The organism is Gordonia sp. NPDC003950 (assembly GCF_053605205.1).
The window spans coordinates 94,367-115,991 of record NZ_JBSGIT010000016.1; the positions used below are offsets into that span (position 1 = coordinate 94,367).

Sequence of the window (21,625 nt, forward strand, 5' to 3'; positions counted from 1 at the left end):
CCGTCCACCACGACCATCACGGCGTGTAGGGCGTCGACCATCCCACGGGTGCGGTGATCTCCTGGTTGCTGACGCTGATCGTGCCGTCGGTGTACACGGTCATGACGCAACTCGCGGAGTCCGTCGGCGCGTAGCTCGAATTCTTCGGTAGCGGTTGGGGAATGGTGACCGTGGTCGACATCTCCCAGACCGTGTCGACGTCGGAGTCACGACGACCGTCGCTGCTGATCGCGATCTGGAGGTCCTCGCTGATGATGGTCTTCCGGACATCCCCATCACTGAAGCGCACCGCGGCCGCCCGGTCGGCGGCGGCACCGGCGTCGATCCCGTTGTTCTGCTGATACTCCGCGGCGACCTCGTGCCGGAGCGCCGCCTCACACGCGGTGACGGACTCGGACTTCTTGGCGCCGGAGTCTCGGTGTGCAACCGCCCAGCAGACCGCTGCGATCACCACGACGACCAGCACCCCGATCGCGGCGACCACGATGCGCCGACGCCGGGGGTGCGGGTGCAGGGAGTCTGAGAGCCGGGAGTCTGAGTGCCGGTTGCTCATCCGTCGTCCCTGCTGGGCAGCTTCCATCCGAAGGTCGCGGTCGGTGGTCCGTCCTTGGCGTACAGGCGTGCCGGGCGGCCCCCGGCCGCCCGGGTGACCGGCGACCCGGTCGCGTCGGTCTGCGGTGCCAGGAGAGGCTGCACCCGTCGGTTGAATGAATCCCGCATCAGCTGCCTTCCGAGGATGGCCTCGTGGAGTTCGCGCAGTTCACTGAGGGTGTAGGGCTGCGGCAGCAGGTTGTCCGGATCCGGGCGGTCCTCGTAGCGTTCCCGAAGACTGTCGGTGGCGGCTGCAATGATCTGCGTGTGGTCGTAGAGCAACGCTTCTCCTGAGGCGAGCGCCCCGGTGGGAGTCACCGGCATCAGCTCACCGACCACATCCGTCAGCTGCGCGGCAGGCAGTGCGACGGCGTGCGCGATCGAGATCGTCCACCCCCGAGGATCTCGATCAGGGTCATCGAACACCCGCAGCAGGTGCGGGTGGATGTGATCGGGCGAGAGCCCCAGTTTGAGTTGGAGTACCTCGCCGACGGTATCGGCGACGGTGCGTCGTTCGCGGATGAATCGCCCCGGCAGCATCGCGGTGCCGTGGCCGTCGCGTTGCACGACCACGCACAGGGCCGCATCGACCACGCTGAGCACAGCGATGTCGACGGCGACACTGGGTCGCGGATAGTCGGTCAATCGACTGGTTCGCGCAGCAGCCACGCCAACACCCTATGCGAGAATCTGCGCAAAGTAGTAATCTCAGAAATGCGCAAAGTCGCCTCGGTCGGACGCCGGGGCGGAGAGAAGGAGTAGAAGATGAAGTTCTCCGCCGCCCTCGACGTCGACGTCGTCGCCCACGAAACCGCCGACGAGGTGACCGTCATGCTCGAACTACAGGCCCCCGCGGCGCCGGCATCCGATTCGCCGCGCCCGCCGACCGCACTGCAGATCGTGCTCGACCGCAGCGGTTCGATGTCCGGGCCGCCGCTGGAAGGGGCCCAGAAGGCACTGACAAGCGTTGTCGCGCAGCTTGATCCGAACGATGCGTTCGGCGTCGTGGCATTCGACGACGCCGCGATGGTCGTGGTCCCCGCGGCACCCCTGGCCGACAAGCAGCGCGCCGTCGACGCGATCGGCGCCGTCACCCCGGGCGGTTGCACCGACCTGTCGTCGGGATACCTGCGCGGCTTGCAGGATCTGCGTCGCGCCGCCGGTGTGGCCGGGATCTCCGGCGGGACGGTCCTCGTCATCAGTGACGGCCACATCAATCGGGGTATCCGCGATCACGACGAGTTCGCGAGCGTCGCCGCCAAGGCCGCCGCCGAGGGCATCGTGACCTCCACGCTCGGTTACGGACGCGGCTACGACGAGTCGCTGCTCGAGGTGATCACCCGAGCCGGCAACGGCAATCACACCTTCGCCGATGACCCCGACGCCGCGGGCGCCGCCATCGGTGCGGAAGTGCAAGGGCTGCTGTCGAAGTCGGCCCAGGCCGTCACACTCACCGTGCGCTACGTCGAGCAGGTCAACGAACTGTCGCTGTACAACGACCTGCCCGCACACCAGACCGCCGACGGAGAGGTGATGATCGAGCTCGGCGACCTCTACGCCGAGGAAGGTCGGAAGTTGTTGCTGCGCATGGGCGTCACCGGACTCGCGGCGTTGGGTCTCGCCCAGATCGCGACCCTCGAACTGCGGTGGGTGGAGACGGCGACCCTCACCGAACACACGGTGACCCTGCCGATCTCGGTGAACGTGGTCCCCGGCGACGAGCTCGGCGACCGCATCCCCGACCCCACCGTGCAGTCGGAGAAGCTGTATCAGGAAGGGCAACAGGCGAAGCTGGAGGCGTCGCGCGCCTACGAGTCCGGCGACACCGCAGCCGGACTCGAGTACCTCGCCCGGTCGCGGGCGAGTTTCCTCGACGCAATGGACGTGGCCGGCGCGCCCCCGGTCGTCGGTGCCGCCGACGAGATCGCCTTCCTGGATCAGTTGGAGGCCGAAGTATCCACTCTGGGAGCCGGTTACGCCTCCAAGCGTTCCCGCGACTCCTACCAGCAGAGCAACCGCAAGCGGGGGCGTGGGTAGGCCGCACCGTCCTGTTGCCGACCCGCCTCCCCAACCCCCGCTGGTCGGCCCGCCTCCCCAACCCCCGCTGGTCGGCCCGCCTCCCCAGCCCCCCGCTGGTCGGCCCGCCTCCCTTCCGCCAGTCGAGTAGCCTGCCGCTGGTCGAGTAGCCGACGAGCTTGCGAGTCGGCGTATCGAGACCACCATCTCGCCGGTCGAGCGGTGCGAGCCCCCAGGGCGAGCACCGAGTCGAGATCCGGTGACACGACGACGAAACCCCACCACAGCACACACCGCGAGAGGACCCACATGCCCTCACTCACCGACATTCAACTCGACCGCGCCCACGGCACCCTCCTGGGCACCGCTGTCGGCGACGCCCTCGGCGTCCCGTACGAGTTCGGCCGACGCCTCGGCCCCACCGACATCCCGGAGATGATCGGCGGCGGACTCGGCTCCTATCAGCCGGGCGAATGGAGCGACGACACCTCCATGGCCGTCGCCATCGCGACCGCCGCCGCCGAGGGTCACGACCTCACCTCCGACGCCGGACTCGACGCGGTCGCACGCCAGTTCCTGCGATGGCTCAACGACTTTCCGGGCGATTGCCCACCGGACATCGGCAACCAGACCTACGCCGTGCTGTCGGCGACGCGACGCAGGCTGCACGGCGATCCCGACGCGCCGGTCGGCGCGATCATGCGGGAGGAGTCACTGATCCACGCCGCCGAGCATCCACGTTCGGCCGGCAACGGCGCCCTCATGCGCACCGCACCCGTCGCACTCGCCCACCTCGACGACCGCACCACCCTCGCCGAGGCCGCCCGCGCCGTCGCCGGGTTGACCCACAGCGACGCACTGGCCGGTGACTCGTGCGTCATCTGGTGCGAGGCCATTCGTGTCGCCATCCGCGAGGGGCGCGTCAACATCCCCGCCGGACTCGACCTCCTGCCCTCGCAACGTCGCGAACAGTGGTCGATGTGGCTCGACGAGGCCGCCACCGGCGATCCGGCAGGGTTCGCCCCCAACGGCTTCACGGTCAGAGCGCTGCAGGCCGCGGCAGCGGCGGTCCTGCAGACACCCCACACGTCAGCGGATGCGCATCAGACTCTTGTCGAATCCCTGTATACCGCAATATGTATCGGCGACGACACCGACACCGTCGCGGCCATCGCAGGCGGATTGTTGGGAGCCCGGTGGGGTGCGAGTGCGGTGTCGGGGACCCACCGCGACGCCGTGCACGGTTGGCCGTTCGTCGACGGCGACGCGACCACCTACACCGATCTGGCAACACTGACCGACAAGGCCCTGTCAGCGACAGCACAAGAGGTGCGGTCCTGACGGCGTCCGCACGGAGTCAAGCGACGTCGGCCATCGGAACGTTCGCAGCCGCACGTAACCCAAAAATGTCGGACCCCCATGGAATGATCACACGCGGGAATGATCGAACGCAGCACCCGACGAGAGGACAACGAATCATGGAGAGCGCGAACGCACATCCCGCACCGATTCCACTGCCCACGCGTCGTCCCCGTCTCGACATCGGCTGCCTGCGCCCGGCGGAGGCACAACCGATGACCTCGGTGGCGCTCGCCGTTCAACGGGTTGCCGACGCCCGGTATGTCTACTGCGCCGCCGGCACCGACGTGGAGTGGCTCGGCCGGGTGTCCGCGCCGAGCACCCACGTCGCGATCCTCGATGCCCTCGTCGACATCCGGCGTCGGACGGTCGGGCAACCACGGTTGCGGTTCGCCGTCCAGCTGTCGGCCGGAAGCCTGCTGTGGCGCAGCAAGATCGAGATCGAGACGCTGCTTCCCGGGGTGCTTCTCGAGTTCGCAGCCCCCGCCGACGCCGCCCTGTTCCACAAGGCCCACACGCGGATCAACGCCGAAGTGGCGCCGGTGCCGCCGAGCGTCCAGGATTTCGAGCCGGTCACGGTCGCCACCGACGGATCGGTCCGAGGGTCCATCACCGGCTGGGGCTGGCTCGCCACCGACGGCATGTACGGTCTGCGCGGGTTTTCGCACTGCCGCAAGGTGATCGGGTCGAACCCGGTTCTCGTCGCAGAGCTCCGTGCGATCGACGACGCCGTGCGGGCCATCCGTCACGCACCGTTGACCATCCTCACCGACAGCCGACTGGCCGTGGCCATGGTGCGCAAATGGGCTGCGGGCATCACGGTTCTCCCCGACGGCTACACCACTGACCGTGGTAACGGTCCGGCCGGCCTCGTCCAGGCGCAGCGGCGCATCCAGACGCACCGCGACCGCATCGACATCGTGTGGCAGCCGGGCCATCGCGGTCACCTGCTGAACGAGGGTGCCGACGCCCTCGCGCGTCTCGCGTCGCGGCGACTGACGCCGGGCAACGACCTGACGAACGACGAGTACCACCGACGCGCACAAGGGTTGGCCGACGGGTTTGCCGACGCCTTCCGCGCTGAGCACGTCGGCGAATCGCGTGCCTCGTAAACCGCCACTTCGACCACAGCGCCGGGTGGTGCCGGCCGCACCTCCGCTACCGGAACCCTCGCGCCCTTTCCCGGCGGCGCACTTCATTCCCCTGCCGGGCCGGTTTCCCGAGGACGTCGTCGTCGGCCACGACGGAATGCTGTACTGCGGTGTGGACGGTGGCAGCATCGTCCAGATCGATCCGGATGGCCACACGACGCGCATCGTCGCCGACACGGGCGGCCGCCCCCTCGGACTCGAGCCGGCTCCCGACGGTCTCATCGTCTGCGACGCCTACCGGGGCCTACTGTCGGTCGACGTCGCTACGGGCGCGGTGACGACGCTCGTGTCCGAGATCGACGGTGTGCCACTGAACTTCTGCTCCAATGCCGCGCTCGCCCCCGACGGCGCGATCTGGTTCACCGAATCGTCCACACGGTTCGGTTTCGACCACTACCTCGGGGCGTTCCTCGAGCACCGCCCGTCCGGGCGGCTGCTCCGCCACGACGTCGACGGCACCACGTCGGTCATCCTGACCGACCTCGACTTCCCCAACGGCCTCGCGCTCACCCCGTCCCGCGACGCGCTGATCCTCGTCGAAACCGCCGGATACCGACTCAGCCGCGTCAACCTGAGCGACGCGCGTCGCACCATCCTCGCCGAGAACCTCCCCGGCTATCCCGACAACCTGTCACAATTCCGCGACTGGCACGCCTGGGTCGCCCTCACCAACCCGCGCAGCGCATCCCTGGACCGCTCCGGGCGACTGCCCGGCTGGATCCGCCGGATCGCATGGCGCCTACCCGACCGGCTGATGCCCGGTCCCGACGACATCGTGTGGCTTCGTTCGATCACCGCCGACGGTGAAGTCATCGACGACATCCACACTCACCGCGACGACTACGAAATGGCGACCGGCGCCGTCGAATACCGCGGATTCCTGTATGTGGCCGGGCTGCGCCGCACCGCGCTCCTGCGACTCGATCTGTCCGCTTTGGCGATCACAACCCGGCGTCCGTAAGTCGCTTCATCAGACTCACCTTGCGGGAGTGCGTATTTCGCAAGACCGCGACCCGCTCGACGAACTCGTCGTCGTCACCACCGCGGTGGTACACCTCCTGCAGGTCGGTCAGCAGGGCGACCGCGCAGTCGTAGTCGGCGGCCTTGGTGGCCTGCATGTGCGCCTCGACTCGCGACCAGCTCCGCACGCGGTCCTCGGACAACTCGGCCAGCCGCCGCTCATGGGCGGCGAGCCGCTCGCGCTCGATCCGGGCCTTCTCCCGCGCACGTTTGCGCGCCGCCGACCGTTCCCGCGTGGTGGCGAGCTGGTCGGCACGCCGCAGGAGCTCGGCGACGAGGGGCCCGGCGGGCGCGTCGACCCGCGGCAACGATTCGCGATACCGCCCCATCAACTCGAGATGCACCTGACGCTGCCCGTCACGCAGCACCCGGACCAGCAGCGCGTCCTTCTCCGTCGCGGCAAGACCTCGAACAAAGCTCTCGTACTCGTCGGTGGTGTCCTCGATGTCGGCGGAAGACTCAGCGGCGGCTCGGAGCAGATCGTCATCGACACGCAGGTAACGGGCCAGTGCACGTTGCGGCGACGTGAGGGCCCGCAGTCCGGGCGGAACAGGTGGCGTCGGCGTCGATTCGTCCTCGTCGTCGATCAGGACGCCGTTCTCTCGCACCCACCGAAACGGGCGACTCTGCGCCGCAAGCCAGCCCAGATACAGCGCCCGGAGATCACCGGCGGCGAGTTCCCCGCGGATTCCGACCATCGACGACAGCATCGCGGGTGCGTCGAGATCGTAGTCGTCGCCCTCGTCGTTGCTCGTCAGATCGATGATGACGTGCTCGTCGGTCGACCAGATATCGACCTCACCGTCGACGATGTAGCTTTCGTACGCATCGAAATCCGCCAGCGCGATCGGGATCCGAACCATCAGCCGGTGGGTACCCCAACTGGTGACGTGCAGGTGCGCGTCGTACCACAGTCCCATCAATTGCCCTGGGCTGCCCCGAAAGTCGCCGTAGTCGTACTCGTTGACGAAGCTGGTGGCGGTGATGTCCGCACGTGACGACAGCCCACGCATCTGCGCTTGCTCCTCGTCGCCGAGCGGCCGATCGATCGCGACGAACTCGTAGTACTGGTACTCACTCATCGCGGACCCACAGATTCGTCGCGAACCGCCCGGAACGTGCTGCGCATGCCCTGGTGGAAGGTGATGCGGCCGGCGATCACCGTGGGTTCGACGAACGTGACCCACCCGGCGCCGCTCGCTTCGTCGTTGTCGTCGAATCCGACCCACGTGAAGTCGACCCGCGACGGGTCACGGTCACCGGGCGGCTCCCAGTCGATTCCGCCTTCGACCGCGATGAATCCCAGCAAACCCAGGCCATGGTCGTCGAAGATGATGAACGCTGGCCCCATCAGGTCGATGGTGTCCTGGTCCCACTCGCTCATCTCGGTGATGCGCCAGGAACCCACGAGGTCGGAACGCACAAAGGGAAGGTGATCGGTCATGGTGGCCACTGTACGAGGAAGCACCGACAGAACCGGTGGCGCACGGATCGGCCTCGACGACGTGGGCCGAACACAACCGACTCGGCTGCAGTCATACGACTGCAGCCGAGTCGGAGACGAATGCACACCCGGGAACACGTGCCGCCCAACACGGGAGCGCAGGATGCGGCGCTGGACTCCCCCGACGACGAGCTCAGCTGTCCATCACAAGGACTGACAGCCGTAGGAATCCAACGACATCATCTGCGTCGAGTGATGCAGGAATCCGTTGAGAACGTTCGTGTACCTCGTACCCCGACCGCACGGAAGGGAAGACAAACCCTCGCCGCGCGACTTACCGTGGCAATCAACGGATTCGACAGATCGGGATGGACTCGCCCGTGGCGGGGTCTTCGAAACTCCTACGCACCACCGGGATTCCCTCTCTGTCATCATCAATTCTACTGAAGGTGCGCCACTTTCAGTAGGGACGAAAGTCCCTGATATACACTAGCGGCGATATCCGATGCGCCATAACGGATGTCGCCACAACGGCTCAGCCCAACATCTCCCGGATGTCGGACGCGGTGATGGCGGTACCGAACAGTTCCCCCTCGTCGATGGCCGCGTCAAACAGTGCGCGCTTTCGATCCTGCAGTGCCACAACACGTTCCTCGATGGTGTCCGAGGACACCAACCGATACACGGTGACCGGACGCTGCTGGCCGATCCGATGTGCGCGGTCGATGGCCTGCGCTTCGGCCGCCGGATTCCACCACGGATCACACACGAAGCAGTAGTCGGCCTCGGTCAGATTCAGCCCGAATCCACCGGCCTTCAGGCTGATCAGGAAGACCTGCGTGCTTCCGGAGGTGAATTCGGCGATGGCAGCGGCACGTTCACGTGCCGTCATACTGCCGTCGAGGTAGCTGTAGGCGATCCCGGCGTCGGCGAGGTGTGCGCGGACGATGGCGAGGAATCCGGTGAACTGACTGAACACCAACGAACTGTGCCCTTCGGCGATCAGCTCCGGCAGACTCTCCATCAGGAACTCGACCTTCGCCGATTCGACTCCACGGTTCGTCTCGTCGACCAGTCCGGCGTGCAGGCTGAGTTGGCGCAGCAAACTCAAAGAGCGGAACACCTGGAAGCGATTCTTCTCCCAGTCACCGAGCAGTCCCAACACCTTCTGCCGTTCCCGGGCCAGCCGGGTGTCATAGATCTTGCGGTGCCGGGGAGTGAGTTCCAGCATCATCGCCTGCTCCTGCTTCGCCGGCAGGTCCAGCACCACCTGGTCTTTGCGGCGGCGAAGCATGACCGGTTTCATCCGGCGGCGGAGCGTGTCCATCCGGCCCGACTCCTCACCGGACTCGATGGGCTTGCGGAAGTAGGTCTCGAAAGCCTTGGGAGACGGGAACAATCCCGGAGCGGTCACCGACAGCAGTGCCCACAGCTCCATCAGGTTGTTCTCCATCGGAGTACCGGTGATCGCCAGTTTGAACGGCGCGTCCAGCCGGCGGGCGCACTGGTGGGTCTTTCCGGTGTGGTTCTTGATGAACTGCGCCTCATCGAACAGCGCTCCGTCCCAGGAGAATTCGCTGATATCGTCGAACATCAAGCGCAGCAGCGTGTAGGAGGTGACCACGACGTTCGCGTCGCCGACCGCCTCGGCCGTCGGTATCCCGGACTTGGCTTCGGTCGCGACGATCGACGTGACCCGCAGCGAGGGGACGAAGCGTCGGGTCTCTGCCACCCAGTTCGGGACGACGCTCGTCGGCGCGATCACCAGGTAACGCACGTCGGGGTTCTTCTTGGCCGCCCGCGCCATCAACGCCAGCGTTTGCAGTGTCTTGCCCAGACCCATGTCGTCGGCCAGGATTCCGCCGAGATCGTTGTCGGCGAGGAAGCTCAGCCAGTCGAGTCCGTCCCGTTGATAGTCACGCAGCGTCGCCTTCACGGTGCGTGGAGTAGCCACTCGCCGTGGGGGTTTCGCGGCGGCCAGGTTGGCCATCCGGGCCTGCCACGACTTGAGTTGCGCATCGACGACGCCGAGCTCGAGCAGTTCCTCCCACAACGTGGCGTTCATCGACGACGTGTTCACCCGGTCGTTCTCGATCTCGCCGAGTTGCCTTGCTTCGGAGAGCAATTCGGAAAGTCGCCGCAGCTCCGGGGTGTCGACGCCGACGTAGGCACCGTCGTCGAGAACGATGAACGACGATCCCATCGTCAGTTCGGAGATGATCTGTCGCAATGGGATCTCCCGGTCCCCGACGGTCACCGCGACGTCGAGGGCGAACCAGTCGTTGCCGGTGCCGTTGTCGCCGGCACCGAATCGGATCTCCGGCGTCGCATCCAGGTAGTGGTAGTCGGTGGCGATCCTGTTGTCGATCAGGATGTTCGGCTCCTGCTCGAGTTCCGGGAGGATCTCGGTGGTGATGAATGCCGCGTCCACCGGGCGCATATCCGCCGCCGTCCGCAGGATGTGCTCCGGGAGGTCCGCGATGCCGATCTCCTCGGCCAGGACCTGGTCGAGAAGAGTGACCGCCTCCTTCGCGCGCGGGCCCGGGTGACTCATGGTTTCCGCACGCCACGAGACCCGCGCCGACATCACCCAGTGAGCGGTCATCGTGGCCAGCAGGAGCAGCTCGGCGCGGATCGATTTCCACAGTGCCGCTTCGGCCGGCGTGTCGCGGTAGGGTGTGGCGCCGATCGGTTCGTTGACGTCGAAGAGGTGACGTTTGTCGTTGATCAGGTAGCCGACGCTCCAGGTGTAGCGATGATGATCACCGTCATCGCTGAGGGTGAGCACCGCGACCGGGCCGGTGATGGTCGGCGGGGTGAGCACGCCGTCGTCGACGGCCACGGCGCGTCGACGTTCGATGCGGGGCAGGAACTCCACCGTGAACTCCGCCAGATCCGATTCGGGGACGGTGACTGTCCGGATCCGGGTGGCGAACTCGATCTCCCCTTGCGTCGGTACCGGATCGGCGAAACCGGCGAGCGTCAGCGTGTCATCGGCGATGTAGGAGAGTCCGTGCGGTTGGGGCCCGGCGGTGCCGAGCAGGGACACCGCTCCGGGCTCCACCGCGGCGCCGTCGACGTGGAGGACCGCACCCACCCGAACACCGTCATCGTCCTTGGTCACGTCGTAGTCGATTGTCGCCGAACCCAACCGCACGTTCTTGACGGGAAAGCTGCGCGTCGTCTGGGCGATCGGCGTGACCCCGGCGTCGACGGCGTTGCGCAACGCCGGCCAGATCGATCGCGGTGCGTTGGTCAGCGACAGCGTGTCGGGGTTGCTCACGTAGCTATTGCGGTGCAACACCTGATAGATCGTGCGCAGGGCGTCACAGTGGGCGACGTCGAGTTCGGTGTTGTGCGTGAAGAGGACGTCCTGCCATGTCGCCCCCGTCTTGATCCACTGACCACGTTTCCCCATCACCATAGGCCGCAGGTGCAGTCCCGGTTCGGGCATGAACCGCGACGGCTCACCACGCCCGACGATCAGGGCCAACGGCCGGCGTTCGGACTCGTCGCTCGAGGTACCGACCACACCGCCCAGTGCGGTCCGCCAGTTGGGGGCGACCGGCGCCGGGGCGGCCGTCGCGGTGGTCGCACCCGCTCGCTGCGAGTCCGAGATCGCGACCAGCATCAGGGTGGCCGCGTGTTTGCAGCGCACACCGACCGGACAGCTGCACCGCGTCGCGGCGAGGGTGGCCATCGACGGCGTTCCGCGGAACAGTACCGACACCCGATACTGCTGCGGTCCGCTCCCCTGGCACGTCCCGGACAGGACCTGACCGTCCGACGACCACCCGTAGGTCCTGATCATCCCGCTGCGGCGATACTGCATGGCACGCTGCAGCGTCGTCGCACCGAACTCGCGGCGGAGGTCGGCGTCGGAGGCGATCAGAGCAGGTGGGACCACGTGCCGCAGGGTACCGGGTGACGACCGATCACGGCACACGCACCAAGGGCAGCACAGCCTGAGCCCGTGTCATCCCGTGTCATCCCGTGGAGCCCACCCATGCCCGAACTGTTCGAGATCACCCGCCCGATCCAGGCCGATCCGCCCATCACCTTCAGCATCCTCACCTCGCCCGACGGCCACGTGGTGGCCGGCCTGCGCGCGAGGCTGGGAATCTTCGCGGGGACGGTCCAGTCGCGCTGAAACCCTCGGTCGGCGGCAGGGTTTGCCCATTTCTAGACATTCCCCAAGTAGCCGAGCGACAAAACCCCAGGTCATGGCTTCCGGCTACCGGGCCCGATGTCTAGAAATGGGCAACGACTTGCTCGACACCGCTACTTCTTCGTCAACGACGACTCTTTGTACGCCGCCTTCGCCCCGGTCTTGTCGGATTCGACGATCCAGAAGGGCTCGCCGTCGCTCGCGTCGAACTTCTGGCCGTCGAAGGTGAAGGGCGAGGAGCGTTTCTCGCGTGCGGTGCCGTGTTGTCTGCGACCACCTGCGGTCTCGCCGAGTCGGGCACCGCGCCGGCGGCTACTCCTCCATCCCCCGCTGGGAGAGTTCGTTGGCATCCGCCCAGCCGACGATGTCACCGCGGTTGATTGCGACGGCCAGCAGGTCGGGGAACGCATCGGGGGTGCAGGCAAATGCCGGGATACCCATGGCGCCCAACGCGGCGGCGATGTCCCGGTCGAAGGAGGGCGCGCCCTCGTCGGACAGCGCGAGCAGCACCACCACCGTGATGCCGTCGGCGCGCATCTGCGCTACGCGCTTGAGCATCTCGTCGCGCACGCCACCCTCGTACAGATCGGAGATGAGCACGACGATGCTGTGCTCGGGGCGGGTGACGAGACCCTGGCAGTAGGCGATGGCCCGGTTGATGTCGGTACCGCCGCCCAGGGTGGTGCCGAACAGCACGTCGACGGGGTCGTCGAGTTCGTCGGTGAGGTCGACGACCTCGGTGTCGAAGACGACGAGGGAGGTCCGCACCGACCGCATGGTGGCGATGACCGCACCGAAGATCGACGCGTACACAATGGATCTGGCCATCGACCCGGATTGATCGATGGCGAGGATGATGTCCTTGCTGACCACCTGCGCGCGGCGGCCGTGGCCGACGAGGCGTTCGGGCACAACGGTTTTCTGTTCGGGCAGATAGTTGTGCAGGTTGCGGCCGATGGTGGCGTTCCAGTCGATGTCACGCAGCTTCGGCCGGTTCACCCGGGCCGCGCGGTCGAGGGCGGCGCCAACGGCGCTGCGGGTGCGGTCGGCGATGCGGCGTTCCACCTCGTCGACGACCTTGCGGACCAGTGCTCGTGCCGACGCCTTGGAACTCGCCGGGATGGCACGACCGAGCCCGATCAGGGTGGTCACCATGTCGATGTCGGGTTCGATGCTGTCGATGAGTTCGGGTTCGGTCAGCAACGCGTACAGGTTGAGCCGTTCGACGGCGTCGCGCTGCATCACCTGGACGACGGTGGACGGGAAGTACTCCCGGATGTCGCCGAGCCACCGCGCGACCGACGGCGCCGACTTGCCCAGTCCCCCTTTGCGGGAGCCGCCGCCGTTGTCATACAGCGCGGCGAGTGCATTGTCCATGGCGAGATCGGCTCCGCCGAGGGCGGGGAAATCGTCGGCGGCCGGATCGCCGAGGACGAGTCGCCAGCGGCGATCGCGATCGGCCGCGGCGCTGTTTGATTCACCGTTGTTGTCGGTCATTGCAATCCCAGGATTCCGGCGACGACGGCCACCACGGGTGTGGCGAGCTCGGCGTCGAAGGTGGTGACGGTGGGGACGGGAGCGGGTCGCTGCCCGTCGAGGGCGGCCGCGCGGTTGCCGATGTTGCGACGCACCGACGGGTCGAACACCCCGAAGGTCCGGCGCAGCAACGGGAGGACGTCGGTGAAGTCGTTGTCGCCGAGGCCGGTGAGCCAGCCGTCGAGGATGACCAGCAAGTCGCGGTCGTGGACGAGGAGCAGCCCGCCGTCGCCGAGGAAGCCGTCGATCCATTGCGCTTTGGCGGTCGGTGTCGATCCCGTCGACAACGCGAACTGCAATCGCGTTGCGGCGTAGGCGGTTTCGATGCACCCGCCGTCGAGGAGCAGTCGGGTGGCGCGGCCTACGAGGAGTCCGTTGACGTCGGTGCGGTCGGCGATCGCGTGGAGTGCACCGGTCCACCTCTGAGTGTCGCCGGTGTCGAGGAGGGCGACCACCTCGTGGACGGCGTCGAGGCGTTGCTTGAACTCGTTGGCGGCGTCGTCGTTGAGGCTGGAGATCGCGGCGGGGATGCCGACGCACACACGTGTCAGCAGCGACGACGCCACCAGGCCGAGGGCGGCGGTGTCGGTGCCGCGGACGTCGCCGTAGCGCTGGGCCCGCCCGAGCGCCGGTAGGGCCTCCATCAGTTGGGCGACATCGTGATTGACGGCGGCGCGGTCGCGCAGTGCGGTGAGGATGGTGGGGATGACGTCGACGAGCTCGGCGAGCAACGCGAATTCGAGGGCCCCGGTGACCTGTCCGAGTGATGTTCCGCCGCTCGCTGTGTCGGCGACCTTCGCCGCGGCGGCCCCGTACACCGTGGTGCCCCACACCGATGCCATCACGATGTCGATGACGTACTCGGGGCGCCACGCAAGGATCCAGCCCTCCTTGAATGTGCCGGTGCCGGTGACCTCGTTGGGTGTGCCCCAGTCGACGCCGAGGATCTGCAGTCGGTGTAGCAGCAACGATTTCGCCTTGTCGGCGGGTTTGCGGAGGTCCAGGACGAGTTCTCTGACGACCGGATCCATTTTGAGGCGTGCGGATTTCGCGGTGGCGGTGACGTCGGCCTGCAGCGGGACGACGGGGGCGTCGGCGGGGACGGCACCGAGGCGTTCACCGATGACGGCCTCGCGGTACATCAGGTCGGCGAGGGCGGTGTCGCCGTGACACATCACCGACAGGGTGGCCTCGCTGATCTCGGCGAGACCGGCGAGGGGTCGGCGCCGCAGCACGGCGAGTGTCTCGGCGAGTCGCGCGGTTTCGATGATGTGCGCCGAGGACACATCGATGTCCTTGTCGCGCAGCAGGTTGGCCTGGTGGATGAGCCAGCGGACGATGACGTCGTCGTCGGTGGTGAACAGGTGGTGATACCAGCCGGGTGAGATGACACCGGCACCGTAGCCGGAGGCGGTGGCCAGGCGGGAGTGGGTCCAGGGAACCCAGGCGAGGCGGCTGCGGAGTTTCGGTGCGCCCTTGAGGGTTCGGGTGTCGGCGGCCGCGGGTGGGAGTTTCCCGGCAAGTGCCGGTGCGTGCCAGGCACCGCAGATGACGGCGACGCGCTGCACTCCGTCGCGTCTGAGGGCCTTGCGGATCGCTTGGCGCATGTGGGCTTCGCGGCGGGCCTCGTGCCGGGCTTCGGGGTCGGAATTGTCGGTGACCTGCAGGAAGTCGTCTTCCCGCAACGCCGCCATCGCCTCGGTGATGGCGTCGAAACCTGCTCCCTCACCCCGGGTTTCGATGACGTCGTCCCACCAGCGTTCGGGGTCGCCGTACCCGGCGGCGGTGGCGAGGGCACCGATGGGGTCGGCGCGGTACACATCCATCTCGCTGGGCGCATCCATCTCGCGGGGCGGATCGATCTCGCGGGGCGGGTCTGTCTCGCGCGCGGCCCCAGCCTCGGTGCGGTGGGCGAGCACCATGGAGGTGGGGAGGTCGCAGAACTCCACCGGCACCGCGTGCGTCACCGCCCAGCGCATGGCCTGCCATTCGGGGGAGAACTCGGCGAACGGCCAGAACGCGGCGCGGGACGGATCGTCGGCGGCGTAGCCGAGCAGCGCGACCGGTGGCGCCATTCCCGGGTCGATCACCGCCGCAATGAGATCCGACGCATCGGCCGGTCCCTCGATGAGGACGGCGTCGGGCCGGATGCGGTTCAACTCGCTGACAACGGCGCGCGCCGATCCCGGTCCGTGGTGGCGGATGCCGAGCACGTAGGTGCCCGGCGCCACCATGCCGGTGGCCCCGAGAGCGGATTCGACGGTGGTCACGGACATCGTCAGCGCAGCGCCCCGCGGGCAGCGCGGTAGAAGTCGGCCCAGTCATCGCGCTCTCGGACAACGCTTTCCAGGTACTCGGTCCAGACGACGGCGTCGGCGGAGGGGTCTTTGATGACGGCGCCCTGGATGCCGGCGGCGGTGTCGGCGGGGCGGAGGACGCCGTCGCCGAAGTGCGCCGACATGGCGATGCCGTGGGTGATCACCGAGATCGCCTCGGCGGTGGAGAGGGTGCCGCTGGGTTGTTTGACCTTGGCGCGGCCGTCCTCGGTGACGCCGGATCGCAGTTCGCGGAAGACGGTGACGACGCGCCGGATCTCCTCGGCCGCCGACGGCAGCTCCGGCAGGTCCAGCGACTTACCCAATGCCGCAACGCGTTGCGTGACGATGGAGACCTCTTCGTCCGCGGTGGCCGGCAGGGGCAGCACGACGGTGTTGAAGCGTCGACGCAACGCGGAGGAGAGGTCGTTGACGCCGCGGTCGCGGTCGTTGGCGGTGGCGATGACACTGAAACCCTTGGTGGCCTGCACTTCCCGGCCGAGCTCGGGGATGGGCAGGGTCTTCTCGGACAGAATGGTGATCAGCGCGTCCTGCACGTCCGACGGGATGCGGGTCAGTTCTTCCAGTCGGGCGATCTTGCCTTCCTGCATGGCGGTCATGATCGGCGAGGGCACCAGCGCGTCGGTCGACGGCCCTTCGGCGATGAGTCGGGCGTAGTTCCAGCCGTAGCGGATCGCCTCTTCCGGGGTGCCGGCGGTACCCTGCACCAGGAGTGTGGAGGTGCCGCTGATGGCGGCGGAGAGATGTTCGGACACCCAGGTTTTCGCGGTACCCGGCACACCGAGGAGCAGCAGCGCGCGGTCGGTGGCCAGCGTCGCGACGGCGACCTCCATCAGGCGACGCGGCCCGATGTACTTCGGCGTGATCTCGGTGCCGTCGTCGAGGGTACCGCCGAGTAGGTAGGTCACCACCGCCGACGGGCTCAGCAACCAGTTGGCCGGTCGGGCAGCGGTGTCGTCGCGCGCCAGTGCCGCAAGTTCGTCGGCGTAGAGCTGTTCGGCGTGCGGACGGAGGAGGTTGTCGGCGGTGGTCATGGCAGCTCCCTGGTCAGGACAGATCGGATACGGAGGGCTTCGGACAGCGTTGCGCAGGGGATGATGGCGTGCGGATGACGTTCCCGCACAATGGTGATCATCGACTGGAAGTCATCGGTCGCGGGCAGTCCCGTGGACATCAGATCGAACAGGGTGAGGACGTTCCCGCGGACGAGGCGAGTATTGGCGAGCATCGAGTCCAGCAGCCGCAGGGCGTGGCGCGCCATCTGGTCCGACCAGGGTGCGGGCAGCGCATGCAGTCCGACCAGTTGCCGCTCCGCCGCGAGCGAGGGGAAGGCGCGCACCACGGCATCCGGGTCGGCGAAGGCGATGACCCGGGCGGACGCGCCGGGATGGCTCATGAGCGCGGTCGCCCAGCGTCGGTCCTCGAATGTGACGGCGGCCGAACACAGTCCCTGCACAATCGTGGCCTCGTCGGAGTCGGTCGCGGCGACGATCGTCTCGGGCGGCTGACCGAACTGCTGCTCCCAATGCCCCGGCGGGATTCGCGACAGCAGTTGCGCCAGAACATGATCCTGCGGCGCCACGCCCTTGGGTGCGGTGAGGTTGATGCCGTCACGAGCGAGCGGTGTACCCGCCGGGCCGAGCGTGTCGAGGTCGAGACCACTCGACCGCAGAACAAAGCCCGACTCTCCTGCCCCCCACTCCATCAACCCGACAGCCGCCCCCACCAACCGCCGCCGATGCGCCGACCCGTCCACCCGGTCGAGAATATCGGCTGCGACAGCCCGGATCTTCCCGCGTCGATCATCGAGTGCAGCCTCGAGGAACTCCTCGTCGTCGAGGCAGACCTGTCGAAACATGGCCGGTAGCAGCAACTCCCGGTCGGTGCCCGATTCCCCACTCCAGCCGACGGCCAGCAGTTCACGCGCCGCATCGGGATCACGCTCACGCAACGCTGTCAGGTAGGCGACACGCTCTGCGGGTTCACCGTGCGTCCACGCGGACGGGTCGGGCGGAGCGCTCACGAGCGACGAATCATCCAGCACTGCTTTGAGTTCCGGTGCCTGCCCGTCGAGCCAGCGTCCGCGAGGTCCGACGATGGTGGAGATCGCCGGTCGCAACGTTGCGTGCCGTGCGGTCCGCGACAGCAGGTACGGCAGGAGGGTCGCGGGGGGTCGTAACCCCGAGTCGGCCAGCAGGTTCAGACACCACTCGGCCATCCGCGGCGTCATCTCCATGGCGCGAACGGCGTAGGTGGAGACCACCTGCGGCATGGCCGCGCGCGGATCATCCGGGGCCACCGGAATCGGCTCCGCAGACACCGACTCGGGCCCGCACGCGGCACGGGCCGCAGCGGTGAGCGATGCCACCTGCAGAGCGAGACGAGCCGGATCACTCTGCGCTGCATCAGAGTCCGGTAGGTGTACAGCGATGACGGGATCGGCTCCCGCCGGAGTCACCGGTCGACTGCGAACCCCGACCAATGCTGCGGAGACGATCTCCTCCCAGCTGCTCATAGTGCGATCACCTCGCCGTCGCAGATCACCGACGCCACGTCGAGGCCGCCGGGCCCGAGTTCCCCGAACGCCGAGATCCGCCGGCCACCTGCGACGGCGAGCAGCAGCGGCCACGCGTCGCCGATCTCGGCGACCGGGATGGCCGAGCCGGTGGCGTCGATGAGTGCGGGCGCTTCGGACGCCATCCGCCCGAAGCGGCCGTCGATGAGCACAGGCCAACTCAGCGTCCACGGATCGTCGGCGATTGCGCGGGCACGGGCGCGCCGAGCGTCGGCGATCGTCGTCGGTTGCAGCGAATCCAGGGGATCGAGCTGCGCGGGCACTTGTTCCGACGGCGGTGTGGAGTCGTCGTAGAGACAGCGCAGCCCCGGCGCCCCCGGGTAGAAGTGCATGGTGGTGGCGATCGTGGCACCGGGAACGGGTCGTAGTGGCAGGGTGGCTCCGGTGGGGGCGTAGTCGAGCAGCATGCCGAAGCGTCGGGTGCCGGCACCCCATACCCAGGTGCGGCGGCTCTGGAGGTGATCTTCATCGGTGTCGCGGCGACCGAGACACAGCCACAGGTCGGTGATGCCCGCACCGGCCAGGACGTCGGCCTTGGCAACCGGATAGCCGACGTGGCGTCGGACGGTGGCGGCGAGGTCGTCGGGAAGCTGGTCGATGCGCTGATGCGCGGTGGTCAGCGACCAGAGCCGGCCATAGTCCTCAAGGAGTCGGCCGGGCCAGTCGACGGCGTCGTCACCGCCTCCGAAGAACAGGCCGGGGAGCCGGCGGACGCGAGCGGCGAGTCCGGGCGCCTGGGCGTCGACGAGGCGCGCGGCGACCGCGTCGAAGCGGCTGTAGGCGTCGACCTCCGAGCCGGCCAGGCCGTGGCCGACTTGGTCGGTGAGCCAGAGTTGCAGTTCGTCGATGCCGCCACGGACTCGGTCGACGCGTTGCGCGGCGGTCTTCGCGGCGCGTTCGGGATCCTTGGGTGCCGCCGGTTCCACGGCCTTCTTCCCGGCGCGTTCGACGCGTCCGGCAAGCCACGCGGCGGCGTAGTCGGACGGCTCGGCGGCATCGGGTACCTCGTGCTGCGCCCACAGCAGAAGCAGGCCGAGGGCGTGTTTGCAGGGGAACTTCCGCGATGGGCACGAACATTTGTACGCGGGTGACGCGAGCTCGACGATGGTCTGATACGGCGTCTTCCCGCTGCCCTTGCACAGGCCCCAGACCAGCAGGTCGGTGGCGCCCAGATCGGTCCATGGGGTCGGTGTGGCGAGCTTCTGCCCTGCCGTGGCCGATGACGCGTCGGGCGCCGAACCCAGCACCTGATCGGTCGTCCAGCGGTCCCCCATGGGTTTCACACAACCACATCCACCCGACATCCGTCGTCGGGAAACCCCGGCAGACGGCCGCGGAGCAGTGGTGACGGTGAACCCATCGCGTGGGCACGCGTCGACCAGGGTGTTGATCGGGCGCAGCAACTGCCGGTCCATCGGGTGTGACGATGACCCCGCCCGGCCCTGCTGTCACGCCCCGCCGATGACGGGCACCGTCACCGTCTGCCCGTCACCCGCGGGAATCGCCACCGGCAGCGAGTCCTGGCCGCCCCGATAGTTGGTCGATCCTCCCGATATCACCAGGCGTAGCCGATGCCCGGTCTCGAAGCGGTGCACGATGGCGGGCATGGTGACGGTGACCGGCCGCGAGGGATCAGCGATACGTGCCGGCGCCACCAGATTCCCGACCGTCGTCGCGTTGCCGACCGCGTCCACGTCGACGATCCGGAGAAACAGCACGAGTTGCCTCTCGGCGGGCATGTTCGCCGGGACCGTGGTACTCACCCGCACCGCGACGCGTGGCGAACCGACCACGTCGAGCGGTTGCGCCAGTGCTGCGGAATCCCACATTGCGGCGGTTCCCGGCACATCCCGTTCCGGCACGCTGATCAAGCCGAGCGAATCGGGATGGTCGTGGGTGGTCGGCAGGCCCCACAAAGGTGTGACGAACCGCGCGGTGCCCGGACGCGTACGCACCCCCTGGGTCGCCAGCCGATCGGTGGACGAGAGCCGATAGGTCAGTGCCGATCCCACATCGACGGAGTCGGCGTAGGCGTAGGCGGGCTCGGTGTCACCGTCGACGCGAATCCAGTTGCGGAAGTAGGAGAATCGCGGTCCCGGCGATGCCGTTGTTCCCCGGAGATGGTGATCCATCCACGCCACGATCCTGCGCGTGACGTACTGGGTGGCGGGATCGGGGGCGTTCTCGACGTAATCTCCGGTCTCCGGCAGAGCGGAATGACCACCGCTCATCCAGATCATGTCGGTGTCGACGCCCCGCGAGGTCAGCCCACGATAGGTGGCGATGGCCTCGTTCAGATTGAACAAGGTGTCACTCTGCCCCTGGAGAAGCAGCGTGGGGATGCGAATCCGATCGAGATAACTTGCCACCGACCCGGCCCGCAGCCGTGCCACCACGTCCGGCGTGACGACACCCGTCGTCACCGCCTGCGTCACCGCGGTGCAGATCTGCGTCGGGTAGTTGGGGCAGCCGGTCAGTCGCGTCGGGTCAACGTCGCCATGGGCGAACCCCGACGCCACGCCCGCGAAGACAAGGGACGCATCCCAATTGGTCTTCGGCGCTCCGGTGCCCCGGGTCGAGACGCCCACTGTCTGGCCGGTGTTGTTGGGCGCCAGCGAGTAGGACAGATCATTCCACGTGGCCATCGGGGTGATGGTGTCGATCCGCGGATCCATCGCCGCGGCGGCGAATTGGACTTGTCCCCCGTAGGAACCGCCGACCATGCCGACCCGCGGGTCATTCGGATGCGCGCGGCCGTCATGCGCCACCGCGTCGCGCATCACCACATCCAGGGCGGGCGCACGCTGGGTGTGTGCGGCATCGAGGTAGGCGTTGGCCTTTCCGCCGAGATAGTCGACGAGGTGCGCGGCGGCTCGGCCGTCCGGATCGGGTGTGTCAAAGCTGATGCGGCATCCCGATCCGCCGAAGCCGAGTCCCGAGTACGCCAGCACCACATAGCCACGGCGCGTGAACATCTCGGCCATCGGCTTCAGGTCATTCTTGGAGCCGCCGAAACCATTGGTGGTCAGGATCGCCGGCGCGCGGTGCGCCGAGTCCACCCCGGCGGGGACGTAGACGTCGGCGACGACGTCGCAGGGCGCACCGTCCTCACCGGTCGCCTCGAAGTGCCTGGTACTCACCGAATGGTTCGGTGTATCGCCGAATGCGATCGGGGTCAGCGCACCACCTGCAAGTGCCGGACCGACGGTCCCCGCAGCCACACCCAACGCCAGTCCCAGGGCGGCCGTCCGACGGCTGCGTCGTCTCATCACACCTCCACCACGTGGTTGTTCACCGCAGACCGCCTGCGACCCTGACGTGGTACTGATGACTGTGCGCGATGTGGAGGGCGAGCACAATGAGTTTGGGTTTTCGGGTCGGTGTGCCCGGTATGCGGGTGCGGGTGTCGACGCGGGGCGTCCGCGCGTC

17 protein-coding genes are annotated in these 21,625 nt (G+C 67.6%); 5 read left to right on the forward strand and 12 right to left on the reverse strand.

Translation table 11 applies throughout. The features are described 5' to 3' along the window. Nucleotides 1-16: 16 nt before the first annotated feature. Together ACWETB_RS15495 and ACWETB_RS15500 are read right to left on the reverse strand one after the other, a co-directional pair. The gene (locus tag ACWETB_RS15495; RefSeq protein WP_452212072.1) at nt 17-553 is read right to left on the reverse strand and encodes a hypothetical protein; all 537 of its coding nucleotides are present in this window, start codon (nt 551-553) and stop codon (nt 17-19) included. Further along, nucleotides 550-1,260 carry an NUDIX hydrolase gene (locus tag ACWETB_RS15500; protein ID WP_348809613.1) on the reverse strand — a complete coding sequence of 237 codons (711 nt, stop codon included), beginning with the start codon at nt 1,258-1,260 and terminating at the stop codon, nt 550-552. Before ACWETB_RS15500 ends, ACWETB_RS15495 begins: the two co-directional genes overlap by 4 nt. A 96-nt stretch (nt 1,261-1,356) precedes the next feature. Between ACWETB_RS15500 and ACWETB_RS15505 the strand changes: the two genes are divergently transcribed. From ACWETB_RS15505 to ACWETB_RS15520, 4 genes are all read left to right on the forward strand, one after another. Continuing rightward, complete coding sequence (locus ACWETB_RS15505; protein WP_452212074.1) at nt 1,357-2,628, forward strand: vWA domain-containing protein; 1,272 nt, start codon at nt 1,357-1,359, stop codon at nt 2,626-2,628. A 288-nt stretch (nt 2,629-2,916) separates the two neighbouring features. Beyond that, nucleotides 2,917-3,948 (forward strand): ADP-ribosylglycohydrolase family protein, encoded by a 1,032-nt coding sequence (locus tag ACWETB_RS15510; protein WP_348809615.1) that lies wholly within the window; start codon nt 2,917-2,919, stop codon nt 3,946-3,948. 137 nt (nt 3,949-4,085) lie between these two features. Next, on the forward strand, nt 4,086-5,078 hold the full coding sequence (locus ACWETB_RS15515; protein ID WP_452212076.1) for an RNase H family protein: 993 nt from the start codon (nt 4,086-4,088) through the stop codon (nt 5,076-5,078). A gap of 28 nt (nt 5,079-5,106) precedes the next feature. Beyond that, nucleotides 5,107-6,078, forward strand: coding sequence for an SMP-30/gluconolactonase/LRE family protein (locus ACWETB_RS15520; protein ID WP_348805735.1), 972 nt, complete (start codon nt 5,107-5,109; stop codon nt 6,076-6,078). Here the strand turns inward: ACWETB_RS15520 and ACWETB_RS15525 are convergent. The 3 genes from ACWETB_RS15525 to ACWETB_RS15535 all read right to left on the reverse strand — a co-directional run bounded on the left by ACWETB_RS15525 (nt 6,059) and on the right by ACWETB_RS15535 (nt 11,488). Beyond that, the gene (locus ACWETB_RS15525; RefSeq protein ID WP_348805736.1) at nt 6,059-7,219 is read right to left on the reverse strand and encodes a hypothetical protein; all 1,161 of its coding nucleotides are present in this window, start codon (nt 7,217-7,219) and stop codon (nt 6,059-6,061) included. The two genes, ACWETB_RS15520 and ACWETB_RS15525, sit on opposite strands and share 20 nt — an antisense overlap. Further along, the gene (locus ACWETB_RS15530; protein ID WP_348805737.1) at nt 7,216-7,581 is read right to left on the reverse strand and encodes a hypothetical protein; all 366 of its coding nucleotides are present in this window, start codon (nt 7,579-7,581) and stop codon (nt 7,216-7,218) included. Before ACWETB_RS15530 ends, ACWETB_RS15525 begins: the two co-directional genes overlap by 4 nt. 535 nt (nt 7,582-8,116) lie before the next feature. Next, a complete protein-coding gene (locus ACWETB_RS15535) occupies nt 8,117-11,488 on the reverse strand; it encodes a DEAD/DEAH box helicase (RefSeq protein ID WP_452212079.1) in 3,372 nt (1,123 codons plus the stop codon). 99 nt (nt 11,489-11,587) lie between these two features. Here ACWETB_RS15535 and ACWETB_RS15540 point away from each other — a divergent pair, with 99 nt between their 5' ends. Next, nucleotides 11,588-11,731: a hypothetical protein gene (locus ACWETB_RS15540; RefSeq protein ID WP_348805739.1), complete on the forward strand. Its 144-nt coding sequence runs from the start codon at nt 11,588-11,590 to the stop codon at nt 11,729-11,731. A 131-nt stretch (nt 11,732-11,862) separates the two neighbouring features. Here the strand turns inward: ACWETB_RS15540 and ACWETB_RS15545 are convergent, their stop codons facing one another. From ACWETB_RS15545 to ACWETB_RS15575, 7 genes are all read right to left on the reverse strand, one after another. After that, a complete protein-coding gene (locus ACWETB_RS15545) occupies nt 11,863-12,099 on the reverse strand; it encodes a hypervirulence associated TUDOR domain-containing protein (protein ID WP_348805740.1) in 237 nt (78 codons plus the stop codon). Continuing rightward, nucleotides 12,062-13,246, reverse strand: coding sequence for a VWA domain-containing protein (locus ACWETB_RS15550; protein WP_452212082.1), 1,185 nt, complete (start codon nt 13,244-13,246; stop codon nt 12,062-12,064). Before ACWETB_RS15550 ends, ACWETB_RS15545 begins: the two co-directional genes overlap by 38 nt. Further along, a complete protein-coding gene (locus ACWETB_RS15555) occupies nt 13,243-15,561 on the reverse strand; it encodes a DUF5682 family protein (RefSeq protein WP_452212083.1) in 2,319 nt (772 codons plus the stop codon). The genes ACWETB_RS15550 and ACWETB_RS15555 overlap by 4 nt, the downstream gene beginning before the upstream one ends. A 2-nt stretch (nt 15,562-15,563) precedes the next feature. Beyond that, the gene (locus ACWETB_RS15560) at nt 15,564-16,655 is read right to left on the reverse strand and encodes an ATP-binding protein (protein ID WP_348805743.1); all 1,092 of its coding nucleotides are present in this window, start codon (nt 16,653-16,655) and stop codon (nt 15,564-15,566) included. Next, a complete protein-coding gene (locus tag ACWETB_RS15565) occupies nt 16,652-18,136 on the reverse strand; it encodes a DUF5691 domain-containing protein (RefSeq protein WP_452212086.1) in 1,485 nt (494 codons plus the stop codon). The genes ACWETB_RS15560 and ACWETB_RS15565 overlap by 4 nt, the downstream gene beginning before the upstream one ends. Then, on the reverse strand, nt 18,133-19,470 hold the full coding sequence (locus tag ACWETB_RS15570) for an SWIM zinc finger family protein (RefSeq protein WP_452212118.1): 1,338 nt from the start codon (nt 19,468-19,470) through the stop codon (nt 18,133-18,135). The genes ACWETB_RS15565 and ACWETB_RS15570 overlap by 4 nt, the downstream gene beginning before the upstream one ends. 174 nt (nt 19,471-19,644) lie before the next feature. After that, the gene (locus ACWETB_RS15575) at nt 19,645-21,465 is read right to left on the reverse strand and encodes a CocE/NonD family hydrolase (RefSeq protein WP_452212088.1); all 1,821 of its coding nucleotides are present in this window, start codon (nt 21,463-21,465) and stop codon (nt 19,645-19,647) included. Nucleotides 21,466-21,625: the final 160 nt, after the last annotated feature.